13 protein-coding genes and 1 tRNA gene are annotated in these 16,392 nt (G+C 73.8%); 12 read left to right on the forward strand and 2 right to left on the reverse strand.

Annotation, left to right across the window (positions count from 1 at the left end; translation table 11 throughout):
* Positions 1 to 30: 30 nt before the first annotated feature.
* The 8 genes from AC4IJH_RS41365 to AC4IJH_RS41400 all read left to right on the forward strand — a co-directional run bounded on the left by AC4IJH_RS41365 (position 31) and on the right by AC4IJH_RS41400 (position 11,912).
* Positions 31 to 1,086: a methionine ABC transporter ATP-binding protein gene (locus tag AC4IJH_RS41365; RefSeq protein ID WP_490857206.1), complete on the forward strand. Its 1,056-nt coding sequence runs from the start codon at positions 31 to 33 to the stop codon at positions 1,084 to 1,086.
* Positions 1,083 to 1,865, forward strand: coding sequence for a methionine ABC transporter permease (locus tag AC4IJH_RS41370; RefSeq protein ID WP_490857194.1), 783 nt, complete (start codon positions 1,083 to 1,085; stop codon positions 1,863 to 1,865). The genes AC4IJH_RS41365 and AC4IJH_RS41370 overlap by 4 nt, the downstream gene beginning before the upstream one ends.
* 92 nt (positions 1,866 to 1,957) lie before the next feature.
* A complete protein-coding gene (locus AC4IJH_RS41375; RefSeq protein WP_490857195.1) occupies positions 1,958 to 2,818 on the forward strand; it encodes a MetQ/NlpA family ABC transporter substrate-binding protein in 861 nt (286 codons plus the stop codon).
* A 252-nt stretch (positions 2,819 to 3,070) separates the two neighbouring features.
* Entirely contained in the window at positions 3,071 to 3,706 is a 636-nt protein-coding gene (locus tag AC4IJH_RS41380; protein ID WP_490857196.1) for a GNAT family N-acetyltransferase, read from the forward strand.
* 114 nt (positions 3,707 to 3,820) lie between these two features.
* Complete coding sequence (gene cbiE, locus AC4IJH_RS41385; protein ID WP_490857197.1) at positions 3,821 to 5,062, forward strand: precorrin-6y C5,15-methyltransferase (decarboxylating) subunit CbiE; 1,242 nt, start codon at positions 3,821 to 3,823, stop codon at positions 5,060 to 5,062.
* Between the two features lie 237 nt (positions 5,063 to 5,299).
* Positions 5,300 to 9,493, forward strand: coding sequence for a nicotinate-nucleotide--dimethylbenzimidazole phosphoribosyltransferase (gene cobT / locus AC4IJH_RS41390; protein ID WP_490857198.1), 4,194 nt, complete (start codon positions 5,300 to 5,302; stop codon positions 9,491 to 9,493).
* A gap of 284 nt (positions 9,494 to 9,777) precedes the next feature.
* Entirely contained in the window at positions 9,778 to 11,028 is a 1,251-nt protein-coding gene (gene cobA, locus AC4IJH_RS41395; RefSeq protein ID WP_490857199.1) for a uroporphyrinogen-III C-methyltransferase, read from the forward strand.
* Between the two features lie 65 nt (positions 11,029 to 11,093).
* Complete coding sequence (locus AC4IJH_RS41400) at positions 11,094 to 11,912, forward strand: TrmH family RNA methyltransferase (RefSeq protein WP_490857200.1); 819 nt, start codon at positions 11,094 to 11,096, stop codon at positions 11,910 to 11,912.
* Between the two features lie 178 nt (positions 11,913 to 12,090).
* Here the strand turns inward: AC4IJH_RS41400 and AC4IJH_RS41405 are convergent, their stop codons facing one another.
* Entirely contained in the window at positions 12,091 to 13,497 is a 1,407-nt protein-coding gene (locus AC4IJH_RS41405) for a serine/threonine-protein kinase (protein ID WP_490857201.1), read from the reverse strand.
* A gap of 203 nt (positions 13,498 to 13,700) precedes the next feature.
* Here AC4IJH_RS41405 and AC4IJH_RS41410 point away from each other — a divergent pair, with 203 nt between their 5' ends.
* The 4 genes from AC4IJH_RS41410 to AC4IJH_RS41425 all read left to right on the forward strand — a co-directional run bounded on the left by AC4IJH_RS41410 (position 13,701) and on the right by AC4IJH_RS41425 (position 16,222).
* The gene (locus AC4IJH_RS41410) at positions 13,701 to 13,967 is read left to right on the forward strand and encodes a DUF8836 family protein (RefSeq protein WP_490857202.1); all 267 of its coding nucleotides are present in this window, start codon (positions 13,701 to 13,703) and stop codon (positions 13,965 to 13,967) included.
* A 187-nt stretch (positions 13,968 to 14,154) separates the two neighbouring features.
* Positions 14,155 to 14,367, forward strand: coding sequence for a hypothetical protein (locus tag AC4IJH_RS41415; protein ID WP_490857203.1), 213 nt, complete (start codon positions 14,155 to 14,157; stop codon positions 14,365 to 14,367).
* A 399-nt stretch (positions 14,368 to 14,766) separates the two neighbouring features.
* A complete protein-coding gene (locus tag AC4IJH_RS41420; RefSeq protein ID WP_490857204.1) occupies positions 14,767 to 15,870 on the forward strand; it encodes a phosphotransferase family protein in 1,104 nt (367 codons plus the stop codon).
* Positions 15,871 to 15,931: 61 nt separating this feature from the next.
* The gene (locus tag AC4IJH_RS41425; RefSeq protein WP_490857205.1) at positions 15,932 to 16,222 is read left to right on the forward strand and encodes a TFIIB-type zinc ribbon-containing protein; all 291 of its coding nucleotides are present in this window, start codon (positions 15,932 to 15,934) and stop codon (positions 16,220 to 16,222) included.
* Between the two features lie 94 nt (positions 16,223 to 16,316).
* On the opposite strand, the gene AC4IJH_RS41430 is transcribed toward AC4IJH_RS41425, so the two are convergent.
* A tRNA-Val gene (locus AC4IJH_RS41430) sits at positions 16,317 to 16,388 on the reverse strand.
* Positions 16,389 to 16,392: the final 4 nt, after the last annotated feature.

Consider the following 16,392-nt stretch of genomic DNA (forward strand, 5'->3'; position numbering starts at 1 on the left):
GCCGAGCACTCGACAGTGACGGAATTCCCTGTGATCACCACAACGGGCCTGACCAAGGTCTACCGCTCAGGAGGCCGCGAGGTCACCGCCCTGGACGGCGTGGACCTGCACGTCCGCGAGGGCGAGGTGTACGGCGTCATCGGCCAGAGCGGCGCCGGCAAGTCCACCCTCATCCGCTGCGTCAACCTCCTGGAGCGCCCCACCTCCGGCACGGTCACCGTCGCCGGCCAGGACCTGACCGCACTCGCCGGCAAGGGCCAGCGCGCCAACGCCGCACTGCGCGCCGCCCGCAGCCACATCGGCATGGTCTTCCAGCACTTCAACCTGCTCTCCTCGCGCACCGTCCAGGACAACATCGAGCTGCCCCTGGAGATCCTCAAGGTCGACCGCAAGGACCGGGCCCGCAAGGCCCTTGAGCTCCTGGACCTGGTCGGGCTCGCCGACAAGGCCAAGGCCTACCCGGCCCAGCTCTCCGGTGGCCAGAAGCAGCGCGTGGGCATCGCCCGCGCCCTGGCCGGCGACCCCAAGGTGCTGCTCTCGGACGAGGCCACCAGCGCGCTGGACCCCGAGACCACCCGCTCCATCCTCCAGCTGCTGCGCGACCTCAACCGCCAGCTGGGCCTGACCGTCCTGCTCATCACGCACGAGATGGACGTCGTCAAGACCATCTGCGACTCCGCGGCCCTGATGAAGGGCGGACGCGTCGTCGAGCAGGGCACCGTCTCCGAACTGCTGGCCACGCCCGGCTCGGAGCTGGCCCAGGAGCTCTTCCCCGTCGCCGGCGAGCCGGCCGGACCCGACAGCACCGTCGTGGACGTCACCTTCCACGGCGAGGCCGCCACCCGCCCGGTGATCTCCGAGCTGTCCCGTACGTACAACGTGGACATCTCCATCCTCGGCGCCGCCATGGACACCGTCGGCGGCAAGCAGATCGGGCGGATGCGCATCGAGCTGCCCGGGCGCTTCGAGGAGAACGTCGTGCCCATCGGCTTCCTGCGCGAGCAGGGCCTGCAGGTCGACGTCGTCGACGGCCCGGACACCACCGGGAACACCGACTCCGCTCTGGTCAAGGAAGGTGCCAAGTGAGCTGGGACCAGATGCAGCCGCTGCTGATCAACAACTCGCTCGACACCCTGTTCATGGTGTGGTGGTCGACGTTCTACGCGGTGCTGCTCGGCATCCCGCTGGGCATCCTGCTGACTTTGACCGACCGCGGCGGACTGCTGCAGAACGTGGTGGTCAACAAGGTCGTCGGCGCGATCGTGAACATCGGCCGGTCCTTCCCCTTCCTCATCCTGATCGTCGCGCTGATCCCCTTCACGCGCCTGGTCGTCGGGGTCTCCATCGGCCCCACCGGCGCGGTCGTGCCGCTGGCGATCGCCGCCATCCCCTTCTTCGCGCGGCTGGTGGAGGCCGCGCTGCGCGAGGTGGACCACGGGCTGGTCGAGGCCGCCCAGGCCATGGGCGGCGGCACCTGGACGGTCATCTTCAAGGTGCTGCTGCCGCAGGCGCTGCCCGCGCTGGTCGCCGCCGTCACCACCACCGTCATCACGCTCGTCGGCTACTCCGCGATCGCCGGCGCGGTCGGCGGCGGAGGCCTGGGCAACCTGGCCTACACCTACGGCTACCAGCAGTACGAGACCCGGCTGATGGTCATCACCGTCGTCCTGCTGATCGCCCTGGTCACCGTCGTCCAGCTGCTCGGCGACCTGGTCGTGCGCCGGCTGGCCAAGCGCGGCAGCCGCGCCACGACGTCGCTGCGGGTCGGCGTGCGCCGTGCGCCGGCCGCCGCCGCACCCCTGGCCGAGCTCTCGACTCCGCAGGAGGCGGCAGCCACCCGTGTACGGGACGGCTCGGCCACCTGATCCACCGCATCACCCCCTGAGCCCGGACCCTTTGCCGGGTGTACTCCTCGCGGGCCGTTCCGCCCCGCGTGACCGAGAAAGAGGCACTCTTCGTGCGTACCACCTTCAAGATCTCCGCTGCCGTCGCGGCCGCCGCCGCCCTCACCATCGGCGCCACCGCCTGCAGCGCGCCCTCCGACGTCACCGCCGGCGGCAGCGGCGCAGACGCCAAGGACAAGCCGCTGGTCGTCGCGGCCAGCCCCACCCCGCACGGCGCCATCCTCAATTACGTCAAGGACAACCTGGCCGAGAAGGAAGGGCTCAAGCTGGAGGTGAAGGAGTTCACGGACTACAAGATCCCGAACAAGGTCACCGAAGACGGCCAGGTCGACGCCAACTTCTTCCAGCACAAGCCGTTCCTGGACAACTTCAACAAGGAGAACAAGACCCACATCGTGCCGGTCGTGAATGTCGCGATCGAGCCGCTGGGCCTGTACTCCAAGAAGATCAAAAAGATCTCCGACCTGAAGGCCGGCTCCAGCGTTTCCATCCCCAACGACCCCTCCAATGAAGGCCGCGCGCTCAAGCTGCTGGCCGACAACGGCGTCATCACCCTCAAGGACGGCGTGGGCTCCGAGGCCAAGCTGACCGACGTCAAGGACGACAAGGGAATCAAGCTCACCGAGCTGGAGGCGGCCCAGATCGCGCCGCGCGTGGACGACGTGGACGCCGCCGTCATCAACGGCAACTTCGCCATCGGCGCCAAGCTCAAGCCCTCCCAGGACTCGCTGGCCCTGGAGAAGGCCGAGAACAACCCCTACGCCAACTTCCTGGCCGTCAAGAAGGGTAACGAGGACGACCCGCGGGTCAAGAAGCTCGCCAAGCTCCTCAACTCCGACGCGGTCAAGAAGTTCCTCCAGGACAAGTACAAGGACGGCTCCGTCATCCCCGCCTTCGGTGCCGTGAAGAGCTGACGCAATTCCTCGCCGCACGCGGACTTCGCTCCCGTGCGGAACTGGGCCCCGGCGCGCTTCCGGCGCGGCCGGGGCCCATGCGCATGGCACATCACCCGAGCCATGCTGCATGCTTGTGCCCGCAAGGCGGTCGACAACTCGGTGCGACGGCGAGTGCGACAACTCGCCGGGCGCGGCAACTCGACTCGACAACTCGGCACAACAGCCCGTAACTTCCCCAAGCTTTACGGCCAACGGCGTTGGAGCAGCGGCATGACTTCCACCTTTCCGGACATCTCCATCAGCACGGAACGGTTGGTGCTGCGCCCCTTCGAGGCGGCGGATGTTCCCGCGCTCGCCGAGATGATGAACGACGAACTGGTCGTCTCCTGGACCGGCGTTCCGCATCCGTACACCACCGCCGACGCCCGGCAATGGGTCCACCGAATGGCACCCGCCGAGCGCGTGCACGGCCGGGGGATCGTTTTCGCCGTCACCGAATTCCTCACCCAGCGCCTGGTGGGCACCGTGCAGCTGCGCGGCACCGACTGGCGCACCCTGTCCGCCGAGGTCGCGTATGCGACCGCCCCCTGGGCCAGGGGCGAGGGATATGCCTCGGAGTCCGTACTCGCTCTCGCGCAATGGCTCTTCCAGGACCAGAAGTTCGAGCGCCTGGAACTGCGTACCGCCGCCGACAACACCGCCGCCCAGCAGGTGGCCCAGAAGATCGGCTGCATCAGTGAGGGGGTCCTGCGCAACGCCTGGATAGCGCGTTCGCGCACCGAGGACGGCGGCTGGACCGATATCCGCACCGATCTGATCGTGTGGAGCCTGCTGCCCGAGGATCTGGACGGGCTGCCGGCCCGGATGGTGGACGCCAACGGCTTCGCCTACCCCGAGTGGAACTGACCCGCGCCCGCCGTTCCGGTCCGGACGGTGCGGGGTAGTCTCGGCCTGCCCGCGACCGTCCACGGCCGCCCCACAGAGCACACACACCGGATCCAACCCAGGAGACTGACGACGATGGCCGACCGGGTCACGGTGATCGGTTGGGACGGCTCGCCGCTGACCGCCGCCGCCCGCTCCGCCCTCGGCGCCGCCACCCTCGTGGCCGGCGCCGCCCACCACCTCGCACTGCCGGAGGTGCCGCCCGGCGCCGAGCGGATCAGGCTCGGCAGCGTCGGCCTGGCCGCCCGGCGCATCGCCCAGCACCGCGGCACCGCCGTGGTCCTGGCCGACGGGGACCCCGGCTTCTTCGGCGTCGTCCGCACCCTGCGGGCGCCCGAGCACGGCCTGGAGGTCGAGGTCGTGCCCGCCGTCTCCTCCGTCGCCGCCGCCTTCGCCCGGGCCGGCATGCCCTGGGACGACGCCCAGATCGTCGTCGCCCACAGCCGCGACCTGCGGCGCGCCGTCAACGTCTGCCGCGCCCACCCCAAGGTCTGCGTCCTGACCTCCCCGGGCGCGGGCCCCGCCGAACTCGCTCTGCTGCTGGGCGGCGTCCACCGCACTTTCGTCATCTGCGAGGCCCTGGGCACCGAGCGCGAGCAGGTCACGGTCCTGACCTCCGACAAGGCCGCCGACCACGTCTGGCGCGACCCCAACGTCGTCATCGTCGTCGGGGGGACGGCGGGCGGCGCCGCGGCCCGGGGGCAGGCGCGGGCGGAGTCCGGGGGCGGGTGGATCGCCGGACACGAGGTCGGCCACCCCGCGGGGCCGCGCGGCTGGGGGCTGGGCGCGCAGGTGTACGGCGGCGGGCTGGGCGAGGGCGAGTCCGTCCAGCTGCGCACCGCCCAACTCGCACGCCTGGGGCCGCGGGTGGGCGACCTGGTGTGGGACATCGGTACGGGCAGCGGCGCCGCCGCGGTGGAGGCCGCGCGCTTCGGAGCGGCCGTCATCGCCGTCGACGCGGACCCGGTCGCCTGTGAACGCACCGCCGCCGTCGCCCGCCGCCACGGCGTACAGCTCCAGGTCGTCGCGGGCCGGGCGCCGCAGGTCCTGGAGGACCTCCCCGAGCCGGACGTGGTGCGGGTGGGCGGCGGGGGAGCGGCCGTGGTGTCCGCCTGCGCCGCCCGCCGCCCGGAGCGGATCGTCACCCACGCCGCCACCCGCGACGAGGCGGAGGAGGTCGGCAGGGCGCTGGCCGACGGCGGATACGAAGTGGAGTGCGCGCTGCTGCAGACGGTTGAGTTGGACACCTCCGCCTGGGTCGAACGCGAGCGGGCCGTCGTCTTTCTGCTGAGCGGTTACCGGGTAGCTCACCCATGACCGGGGCGTTGCTCCGATCGATGTAGGCTGGCGGATCGTTGCGCCGCCGTCCTCCGTTCGGCTTCGTACGCCAATATCCGGAAAGTGCCGTGGTTTTGGCCGTAAATGAAGCTCTGAAGGGCGGACGTGCCGCGAGGCGCGCTCGCTCGTTCTAGCTACTGGGGCGGTCGGCGCGCTGCGGTGGAGCGCGTCGCACGAGCGGTTGGAAGGAGCACTACCAATGGGCGAGGGGTACGCATGACCGACACCGGCCAGGTCCCGGGCGAGGGACTGCCGGAGAACGCAGGCGGACATCCCGGGCAGCCGCAGTCGGCGGCCGCTTCCTCTCCTGCTTCTCCCGCCGACGGCGAACCGGCGCAACAGCCGGGCATGGTGCCCGGAGCCCCGGCCCCCGGCGCGTACTTCCTCGACCCCGGGGACACCAACGGGGAGGACGACGACCTGCTGCTGATGCCGGGCGCCCAGGGCGCCTGGGGCAGCGAGCAGCAGCCGATGCCCCAGCCGCACCAGGCTCCGGGTGCGCCGCAGCACGCGGGCCACGGTGTGCCCGCCCAGGCCGTGCCCGCTCAGTCCCTGCCCGGTCAGCCGCTGCCCGGACACGGCATGCCGGCCGGTCAGGTGCCCGGCCCCATCTCTCCTTATGAGGCGCAGCCCGCGGGCGCCCCGCACCAGGCCGCCGGGTACGAGCAGTTGCCGCCGCAGGCCGGCAACCACGAGACCGGCGGCCGTGACTCGGGCTCCGTCGACATGGGCGCGGTGCGCGTCCAGCCCGCCGCGTCGCAGGCCCAGACCCCGCCGTCCCGCCGCCCGCTGCACATGGGCCCGCCCGTCCCCGAGGCGCCCGGCCCCGGTGGGGTCGTCCGCTCGCTGGCCGACCGCGGCCCCGCGGGCGCGCCCGCACCCGTACGTCACGCAGGGCCGCCCACCGCGGGGCCCGAATACCTCGATCTGCCGCGCGAGGCGGGCGAGGAAGCGGCCGGTGACCGGCCGATGGGCACCCAGTCCTTCGACACTCCTCAGCCGGGCCCGCAGCTCGGCCACATCCCCGCGCAGATGCCCGACTGGGACGCCGCACCGTCCCCGGCGGCACCAGTTGCAGAAACGGTCGGCCGCGGTGCTGACTTGGCTTCCGCGCCGGCCGGCGAGGGCGCCGTACCGGCTGCTCAGGACGCCCACAGCGGTGTGCCGGGGGTGGCCGTGGACGCGACCTCGCTGCCCGGGCGACTGCTGGGCTCGGTGACCCCGGCGGCCGCCCAGGCCCCCGAAGGCGCCTCGGCCGCGCAGCCGCAGGCTCCCGCGGCCGAGAGCACGCTGCCCGCGGACGCCGCACAGCCCGCGGGCGAGGCGGACGAGAACGCAGCCGCCGCGTCGGCTCAGCCGCAGCAGGCGGGTGCCGAGGCCCAGGGCCCGGCTGCCGAGGGCGCGGAGGCCGTGGAGGGCGCTGCGCCCGTGGAGGCTGCGCAGGCGCCCGGCGTTCCGCCGCAGGGGGAGCAGCCGGTGCAGGCCGCCGAGGGCCCCGGTGCCGACGGTGTGCCGACGGCCGGGGAGCCCGCCGTCGAGGGGGCCGTGGCCGAGGGCCAGGACTCCGGCGCCGTACAGGCCGCCGCGCAGCACGTACAGCCGGCGGAGCAGGGGCCGCAGCCGGACCAGGCGCAGCAGCAGGCACCGGTGGCGGACGAAGCGGCTGCTGCCGCGGCAGCAGCCGCAGCTGACGAGGCGCAGCCCGCGGCCGCTGAGCAGTCCGGCGTCCCGGCGGACGGGCAGCCCGGCGCCGTCGTCGCGGACGCGCAGCCCGGCGACGCACCGCACGCGGCGGCCGAGCAGCAGCCGACGGATGACCAGGCAGCCGCCGAGGCCCCGCAGGACGGCGGGGCACAGCCCTCCGACGGCGCAGCGGGTACCGAGGATGCGGCCCTCGCCGCGCAGCCCGGCGCCGAGGCGCCCGCCGAGGGGACGCAGGACGCGGCACAGCCGGCCGGCGCACCGGTGGCCGAGGGCCCGCAGCCCACGGACCACACCGAGGCCCAGGGCCAGGATCAGGCACCGGGCCAGGCGCAGAACCAGGACCAGTCCCAGACGCCGGTCACCCCGGCCGAGGCCGCCGCCGACGGCTCGCAGCCCGCGGCAGCCCAGGGCACCGGCGCTCGGCCCGCTGCGGCGCAGGCCCCCGGTGCCCAGCCCCCGGCCGACGGCCCCGCCCAGGGCGACACCGCCTCCGCGGGAGACCCGCAGCAGCCCGCCGCCACCGCGGACGCCCCCGCCGCCGATGGGGCCCCGGCCGAGGACACGCTCCCGGCCGAGGCGCCCGCCGAGGGCGGGCCCGACGCCGACGCGCAGGCCCAGGCCGCCCCTGCCCCTGGCGAGCAGGCCCAGCAGCCCACCGCCGAGCCCAACTCCCCGTCCCCGGAGGCCACTTCGGCCCCCGAGGGCGAAGAGGCCCCGCAGGCCGCGGAGCCCGCCACCGACCAGAGCACCGGCACCCCCGAGGGCCCGGCCGACCCCGACAGTGCCCAGCACCTCGTCGAGGCCGCCGACGCCACCCCGCAGCAGCAGGACGGCGCCGAGCTCGTCCAGCTCGGCGAGGAGCAGCCCCCGGGCCTTCACGACACCGGCGAAGAGGGCGACGCGGCCGCCACGATGGCCATCGATCCCGCCGACTTCGCGGAAGGACACTTCGCGCAGGAGGAGCCCGTCGGCCCCCCGGCCGCCGGCTACGACGACTCCGAGCGCGCCGCGGTCCACCGTGTGATGCGCGAACGCCGTGACATCCGCAACGGCTTCCGCCGCGACCCGATCCCCAACGAGGTGCTGCTGCGCGTCCTGGAGGCGGCCCACACCGCCCCCAGCGTCGGCCACTCCCAGCCCTGGGACTTCGTGGTCATCCGCTCCCAGGAGACCCGCGAGCGGATGCACCAGCTCGCCATGGAGCAGCGCGACGCATACGCCAAGTCGCTGCCCAAGGCGCGCGCCAAGCAGTTCCGCGAGCTGAAGATCGAGGCGATCCTCGAGACCCCGGTCAACATCGTCGTCACCGCCGACTCCACCCGCGGCGGTCGGCACACCCTGGGCCGCCACACCCAGCCGCAGATGGCCCCGTACTCCTCCGCTCTCGCGGTGGAGAACCTCTGGCTCGCGGCCCGCGCCGAGGGCCTGGGCGTGGGCTGGGTCAGCTTCTTCGACGAACGTGGGATGGTCCGCGAGCTGGGCCTGCCCGAGCACCTCGAAGTGGTCGCCTACCTCTGCGTGGGGTACGTGGACGAGTTCCCCGACGAGCCCGAGCTGATGCAGGCGGGCTGGTCCAAGCGCCGCCCGCTGTCGTGGGTGGTCCACGAGGAGACCTACGGCCGCCGCGCGCTGCCCGGCGAGGCCCCGGCCGACCTGCTCCAGGAGACCCTGCAGGGCATCCGGCCGCTGGACGCCAAGGCGCTCGGCGAGGCCTGGGAGCGGCAGAAGCGGATGACCAAGCCGGCCGGCGCGCTCGGCATGCTGGAGATCATCTCGGCGCAGCTGTGCGGCCTGTCCCGCAAGTGCCCGCCGCCGATCCCGGAGCCCGCGGCCGTCGCGGTCTTCGCGGGCGACCACGGCGTGCACGCCCAGGGCGTGACCCCCTGGCCCCAGGAGGTCACCGGCCAGATGGTCGCCAACTTCCTGGGCGGCGGCGCGGTCTGCAACGCCTTCGCCAACCAGGTGGGCGCCGAGGTCTGCGTCGTCGACGTCGGCGTGGCCGGTGAACTCCCCGCCACCCCCGGCCTGCTGCCCCGCAAGGTCCGCCCCGGCACCGCCGACTTCACCGCCGGTCCCGCGATGAGCCGCGAGGAGGTCCTCAAGGCGATCGAGGTCGGCATCGAGACCGCCCGCGACCTGGTGGCGGCCGGCAACAAGGCGCTGATCACCGGCGAGATGGGCATCGCCAACACCACCACCTCGGCCGCCCTGATCTCCGTCTACACCGAGGCCGACCCCGTCGAGGTGACCGGGCGCGGCACCGGCATCAACGACGAGACGCACGCCCGCAAGATCGAGGTCGTACGCCGGGCCCTGGAGCTGCACCAGCCCGACCCGTCCGACCCGATCGGCGTCCTGGCGGCCATCGGCGGCCTGGAGCACGCCGCGATCGTCGGTCTGATCCTGGGCGGCGCCTCGCTGCGCACCCCCGTCATCCTCGACGGCGTCAGCGCCGGTGCCGCGGCCCTGGTGGCCCGCGCCATCGCCCCCGAGGCGCTGGCCGCGTGCATCGCGGGCCACCGCAGCGCCGAGCCCGGCCATGTCGCGGCGCTGAACAAGCTGGGCCTGCGCCCGCTGGTCGACCTCGACCTGCGGCTCGGCGAGGGCACGGGCGCGCTGCTGGCCCTGCCCGTGGTCCAGAGCGCCGCCCGCGCCATGCACGAGGTCGCCACCTTCGACTCCGCCGGAGTGACGGAGAAGAGCTGACACCGCCCAGAGCCCGGCCCGCACACCCCGCGGGCCGGGCCGCCGGCGCCACGGACGGAAGTACGCCACAGCCGCACCTCCCTCCCCGTAGCGCCACAGCTGTACGAAGACCCCGCCACCCCCGTGCCGGTCATCGCGTCCTCGCCCCATCCTCCGCGGGCACCCGCCGCACTCGGGCCCGCCGCGCACGGCCCGTAAGGTATCCGTAAGACCCTCGCCTCCCAGCCGCTCCACCGCCGCAGCGGCCCTCGCACCCCACCTGCCGCACAAGGAGCCGCACCGCCATGGCCGAACGCGACGAGCACGCCGCACACGCCGCCTACCCCGTCGGACTGCGCCTGTCCGGCCGCCGCGTGGTCGTCCTCGGCGGCGGCCAGGTGGCCCAGCGCCGCCTGCCCGCCCTCATCGCGGCGGGCGCCGACATCGTGCTGATCTCCCCGTCCGCCACCCCCTCGGTGGAGGCGATGGCCGATACGGGCGAGATCCGCTGGGAGCGCCGCACGTACCGCTCCGGAGACCTCGAAGGCGCCTGGTACGCCCTGATCTCCACCGACGACCCGGCGGCCAACGCCGCGGCCTCGGCGGAGGGCGAAGCGGCCCGCGTGTGGTGCGTACGCTCCGACGACGCCGAGGCCGCCACCGCCTGGACCCCGGCCACCGGCCGCAGCGAGGGCGTCACCGTCGCCGTGCTCACCGGCCGCGACCCGCGCCGCTCGGCCGCCCTGCGCGACGCCATCGTCGAGGGCCTGCGCGACGGCAGCATCGCCGCCCCGCACCACCGCCGCCCGCACACCCCCGGCGTCTCCCTGGTCGGCGGCGGCCCCGGCGACCCGGACCTGATCACCGTGCGGGGCCGCCGCCTCCTCGCCGAGGCGGACGTGGTCATCGCCGACCGCCTGGGCCCCCGCGACCTGCTCGCCGAACTCCCGCCGCACGTCGAGGTGATCGACGCCGCGAAGATCCCCTACGGCCGCTTCATGGCCCAAGAGGCCATCAACAACGCCCTGATCGAGCACGCCAAGGCGGGCAAGGCCGTCGTCCGCCTCAAGGGCGGCGACCCCTTCGTCTACGGCCGGGGCATGGAGGAGGTCCAGGCACTCGCCGCCGAGGGCATCCCCTGCACCGTCGTCCCCGGCATCTCCAGCACCATCTCCGTCCCCTCCGCGGCCGGCATCCCCGTCACCCACCGCGGCGTCGCCCACGAATTCACCGTCGTCAGCGGCCACATCGCCCCCGACGACGAGCGCTCCCTGGTCGACTGGCCCGCCCTCGCCCGGCTCCGCGGCACCCTCGTGATCCTGATGGGCGTCGGCAACAGCGAAGCCATCGCCGCCAAGCTCATCGAGCACGGCCGCCCCGCCGACACCCCGGCCGCCGTCATCCAGGAAGGCACCACCGCGGCCCAGCGCCGCGTCGACGCCACCCTGGCCACCCTCGGCGAGAGGGTACGCGCCGAAGGGGTGCGCCCCCCGGCGGTCATCGTCCTCGGCGACGTCGTCACCGTCTCCCGGACGGCACCCGGCACCACCGAGTGAGAGTCTGATTCCGTACCCCGCCCACCGGCATTGGCACCTCGACCCCGACAAGGCACTATCTCCCCGTGGCTGACATCATCACCGTCGATGACCCCGACGACCCCCGGCTGAGCGACTACACCGGCCTCACCGACGTCGAACTGCGCCGCCGGCGCGAACCGGCCGAGGGCCTGTTCATCGCCGAGGGTGAGAAGGTCATCCGCCGCGCCCGGCACGCCGGTTACGAGATGCGCTCCATGCTGCTCTCGGCCAAGTGGGTCGAGGTCATGCGCGATGTCATCGACGAGGTCCCGGCCCCGGTGTACGCCATCGCCCCCGACCTCGCCGAGCGCGTCACCGGCTACCACGTCCACCGCGGTGCCCTGGCCTCCATGCAGCGCAAGCCCCTGCCCAGCGCCGCCGAGGTCCTGGCCACGGCCCATCGCATCGCCGTCATGGAAGCGGTCAACGACCACACCAATATCGGCGCCATCTTCCGTAGCGCCGCCGCCCTGGGCATGGACGCGGTGCTGCTCTCCCCGGACTGCGCCGATCCCCTCTACCGCCGCTCGGTGAAGGTCTCCATGGGCGCCGTCTTCTCGGTCCCCTACGCCCGTCTGGAAGGCTGGCCGCGCAGCCTGGAAGAGGTACGTACGGCGGGCTTCCGCCTGCTGGCCCTCACCCCCGACGAAAAGGCCACCCCCATCGACGAGGCCGCCCCCCACCGCCTGGACCGCGTCGCCCTCATGCTCGGCGCCGAGGGCGACGGCCTCACTCCCCAGGCCCTGCGAGCCGCCGACGAATGGGTCCGCATCCCCATGGCCCACGACATCGACTCCCTCAACGTAGGCGCCGCCGCCGCAGTCTCCTTCTACGCCGTCACCACAGGCCGCCCGTCCGCCTGACCATCCAGCGGGACCGCTACTAGAAGGGCCGCACGGGGGTACGAGCCGGGCCCGCCACTTGCCGGGCCCCGCTGACTGCCACCGCCTAGCCCCGAGGCTCCGGCGCATTCCGGAGTGCCTACCGCGGATTCAGGACCGGCCCTGCCCGGCCCCGTCGCCTTCGAGGCTGCGGCCAGGGTCAGTCCCCGGCGCTCGCCGGGGCGTCCTTGTCCAATGAGGTGCTGTGGGACGGGCCGCCGGGGGCCAGGGGCGCGTGCTGTTGTTGCATGCCCAGGCCCGATGTCGGGCCCTGGCAGCCCTGGGCCGCTGCGATGCCCAGGGCGACCAGCAGGGTCACCGTCACGAAGACGATGATGCGCTGGCGCAGCAGGCGGCGGTCGGGGCCGGGGGAGCGGCGCCCGCCCGCGGTCGAGCGGGAGGCGGGGCGCGAACCGTTTCGCCCGGCCGGGCGGGAGGTGGGCGTACGGCCCGAAGGGCGGGCACCCGAGCGGGAATTCGGGCCCGGCGCGGGCGTGGCGGGGCGCTGCGGGGCGGGCCGGGGGGTGTTCTGCTGGCGCGGGGTGGGCGTGCGTGGCGCCGCGGGGCGCGCGGCATTGCCACGGGGTGCCGGTGTCTGGGGGCGCGGCGTGGGCGTACCGGGGGCAGGGCGGCGCTCGGTGCGCTGGCGCGCGTACTCCTCCGCCCGCTGCCCCGTCGGCCGGTCGGACTGCGGCCGTTCCCGGCGCGTACCCGCCCCGCCGTCCAGCGGTCCGCCGGACAGCCCGTGCGCCTCCCGCGCCGCGATCTCCTTGAGCCGCAGTGACAGCGAGAGCGTGCTGGGCCGCTCGGCCGGGTCCTTGGCCAGGCACGAGGCCAGCAGCGGCGCCAGCGCGTCCGGCACCCCGGCCAGCTGCGCCTCCTCGTGCACCACGCGGTAGAGCATGACCTCCGAACTGCCTTGCCCGAAGGGCGAGTCCGCCGTGCAGGCGTACGCGAGGGTGGCGCCCAGCGAGAAGATGTCGGTGGCCGGGGTCACGGCCGCGCCGCGCACCTGCTCCGGCGCCAGGAAGCCCGGCGAGCCCACGGCCGTGCCGACGTGCGTCAGCGTGCTCGCGCCGGTCGCCCAGGCGATGCCGAAGTCGATGATCCGCGGTCCCTTGGGGGAGAGCAGGATGTTCGACGGCTTCAGGTCGCGGTGCACCACGCCCGCGTCGTGGACGGCCAACAGGCCCTCCGAGAGCGCCGCCCCGATGGAGGCGACATACGCCGAGTCCAGCGGGCCCTCGTCGTTGACCTTGTCGTGCAGGGAGGGACCCGGTACGTACTGCGTGGCGAACCACGGCTTGTCCGCGTCCAGATCGGCCGCCACCAGGCGGGCCGTGCAGCCGCCGCGGATCCGGCGCGCGGCCTGGACCTCGCGGGCGAAGCGCGAGCGGAACTCCTGGTCCTCGGCCAGATCCGGCCGGATGACCTTCAGTGCCACCCGCTGTCCGCGCTTGTCGGAGCCGAGATAGACCACGCCCATCCCGCCCGCGCCGAGGCGCCGGTGAAGCCGGAACGAGCCGACGACACGCGGATCCTCGCGTCGGAGCCGCATCATCGCCATGTCCATCCCCGCTGCCCAGTCCCGTCTGACGTGGCACAGCTTACGGATTGAGCGCTCGCTGTGCTGATAGGCCGCGCATGCGTCGGCAACTGGATTGTCAGTGCTCGATGGGAAACTTGGGAAGTGGGCAGGAACCGGCCGCGCAGCGGCCCGACTTCCCGTGCGAGATCCCAAAGATCCGTCGCAGAAGGGGGATTGACGCCATGAAGGGCGACCGAGTCGAGATAGTGGTCGACGCCGGGGACACGACCAGGGCGTACGAAGTGGTGGCGAGCAGGGCGGGCCGAAGGGTGGAGACGGCGGTGCGCAGGGGAGTGGTGGAAGTGAGCGAAGTCACCCGGACAGGGACCGTCGTGCGCACGGCCCGCTTCATGGCCAACCGGGTTCTCGCTCTGGTCGAACACCCGGTCCCCAGGATCGAGGAGTCCGAGGCCGCGGAGCGTCCCCTCAGGGAAGACCCCCAGACCTAGGACCCCTTCTCCACCCAGGGGAGTACTCCGACCACCCCTGCGTCATCCTCGCGTAGGCCCGGCAATCGGTACGACGGCATGACGCCCGGCCCCTGCCGCGTGCCTAGTGTTGAGGCCAAGCGGCGGGCGGAGTACTCGTCCCCCGAGGTCTAACGCCCGCCGCCCTGAATACGACGGGAGCAGGATGATGGCGGACAGCTCGGGACGCACAGCCATCCGGGCGCAGGGGCGCAGGGTCCTCGCCTCGCTCGGCGGCCACCAGCCGTCCGGCAAGAAGCGCCATCCTCTGGTCGCGGTCGCCATGGCGCTGCCGCTGGCCGTCCTGCTCGCCGTCCTCTTCGGCGGCTGGGAAGCCGTCGTCACACAGGCGTCGTCCGTGGCCGGACTGCTGGGGCGCTGAGCGCCCCAGCTCCCGGGAGAGCGGCCCGGGAGGGGGACTCCGGCCGACAACCCCGTGGGGACGGGGGTGCGGTGGACGGCACGATCGGCCGGGCATCTGGGGAGATGCCCGGCCATCGAGCTGTCCGAACCCCACAGCCACCCGGCCCATCTATGCCCGGGCCCGCCAGGCCCGCCTGCGATCCACAGCCTTCCGGCCCGGCGCACGGGTCCGCGGCCGCCGGTCCCGCGTACGGTCCCACAGCATCCTGCATCCACGCGCGGCCCACAGCCTTCCGGGCCATGTACGGTCCGCGGCCTTCCGGCCCGCCTGCGATCCACAGCCTTCCGGCCCGGCGTACGATCCAGGTGCCGGCGGGCCGCGGCCTCCGGGACGCCGGTCCACGACCCCGGGGGAGCCATGACCGAGGCACTGATCGCCCGCCTCGCCACCTTCGCCGCGGCCCAGGATCCGTACGACACCCAGAGCCCCGGCCGACCGTCGCCCGCCTCTGCCGAGGCGCCCCTCCCACCCGCGGCCCCGGGCCCAGCCGCCCCCGCTCGGACACCCCTCCCAGCCGCCCCCGCCGAAGCCGCTGCCGCACCCGCAGAGATCCTCGCCGACCGCCCCGACGGCACCGTCCTTCGCGCCGGACGCGCCGTGGTCAAGGCCCACGCCCCCGACTGCGATCCGCGCGCCCTCGCCGTCCGCCTGCGCATCGCCGCCCACCCCCGCCTGCAGGGCACGCTCCTGCCGCCGCTTCCCGTCGCGGGCCCCGGCGGCTTCCTCGCCCTGCTGGACGACGGCCGCCCCGTCACCCGCTGGCCGTACGGCAGCCCCGTACCGCCCGACGGCCCCCAGGAATCCGCCCCCTGGGAGGACACCGCCCGGCTGCTGGCCCGTCTGCACGCGATGGCGCCGGACCAACTGCCCGGCCCCATCCCGCCGATGCGCGGCCCGGCCAAGGCGGCCCGCGCGCTGACCCGGCTGCGTACCGCGGCGCCCTCCGTCCCGCCCGCCGCCACGGCCGCCGTCGAACGCGCCTGGTCCTTCCTGCCGCCCTGGGCCCGCGCGGAGACTCCCTGGCCCGCGGTCTCTCCCGGCAGCCCCGGCGCCCTGTGCCACGGCGACTTCCACCTCGGACAGCTCGTCAGACACCCGGCCCCGTACGGCCCCTGGACCCTGATCGACATCGACGACCTGGGCCTGGGCGATCCCGCCTGGGACCTGGCCCGCCCCGCCGCCTGGTACGCCACCGGCCTGCTCGCCCCCGGCATCTGGTCCCGCTTCCTCGCCGCCTACCGCCACGCGCACGGCCCGGCCGTACGACCCGAGGGCGACCCGTGGCCGCAACTGGAGGTGCCCGCCCGCGCCCTGACGGTCCAGACGGCCGCGCTCGCGCTGGCCAAGGCCGCGGCCCGGGCCCGTCCCCTGGACGAAACCGAGGAAGCGTTCGTCGACGCCTGCGCCCGGATGACCTCTCTGCCATCCCCGTTGGCGGACCCGTCCCAGCCCGTAGTGTGAAGACACCATCGCCGGGCGGCCGTTCCGGAGATGCCGTACCGACCACAGGAGTTGAGCGGGCATGCAGTGTCCCAAGTGCCACGCGCCCATGCACACCTACAACCGCAACGGCGTCCAGATCGAACAGTGCGCCGGCTGCCGGGGCATCTTCCTGGACTACGGGGAGCTGGAGTCGCTGTCCCGCCTGGAGTCGCAGTGGCCCCAGCAGGCGCCGCCGCCCCCACCCGCCCCGCAGGCCTACCCGGCGGCCCCGGCCTGGGGCGCTCCGCACCACGGTCGCCACGGCCACCATGGACACCACGGTCATCACGGCCACCGCCGCGGCCTCGGCCACATGCTGTTCTCGTCCTGAGGTCCGAGGCCCCCGAGGTCTGGGCCCTCAGCCCCGTGCCCGCACGCAAAAGGCCGGAGGCCGGAGCATGAAGCCCCGGCCCCCGGCCGAAGTGTGCGCGATACTGGGATTGAACCAGTGACCTCTTCCGTGTCAGGGAAGCGCTCTCCCGCTGAGCTAATCGCGCGGGG

This window comes from Streptomyces sp. UF-297, from assembly GCF_058245575.1.

Bases quoted from the DNA above. Each gene is read 5' to 3' on its own strand.
- AC4IJH_RS41415 (WP_490857203.1), top strand. From the start codon at position 14,155: ATGGCGGACAGCTCGGGACGCACAGCCATCCGGGCGCAGGGGCGCAGG.
- AC4IJH_RS41420 (WP_490857204.1), top strand. From the start codon at position 14,767: ATGACCGAGGCACTGATCGCCCGCCTCGCCACCTTCGCCGCGGCCCAG.
- cbiE (WP_490857197.1), top strand. From the start codon at position 3,821: ATGGCCGACCGGGTCACGGTGATCGGTTGGGACGGCTCGCCGCTGACC.
- AC4IJH_RS41380 (WP_490857196.1), top strand. From the start codon at position 3,071: ATGACTTCCACCTTTCCGGACATCTCCATCAGCACGGAACGGTTGGTG.
- cobA (WP_490857199.1), top strand. From the start codon at position 9,778: ATGGCCGAACGCGACGAGCACGCCGCACACGCCGCCTACCCCGTCGGA.
- AC4IJH_RS41425 (WP_490857205.1), top strand. From the start codon at position 15,932: ATGCAGTGTCCCAAGTGCCACGCGCCCATGCACACCTACAACCGCAAC.
- AC4IJH_RS41405 (WP_490857201.1), bottom strand. From the start codon at position 13,497: ATGGCGATGATGCGGCTCCGACGCGAGGATCCGCGTGTCGTCGGCTCG.
- cobT (WP_490857198.1), top strand. From the start codon at position 5,300: ATGACCGACACCGGCCAGGTCCCGGGCGAGGGACTGCCGGAGAACGCA.
- AC4IJH_RS41410 (WP_490857202.1), top strand. From the start codon at position 13,701: ATGAAGGGCGACCGAGTCGAGATAGTGGTCGACGCCGGGGACACGACC.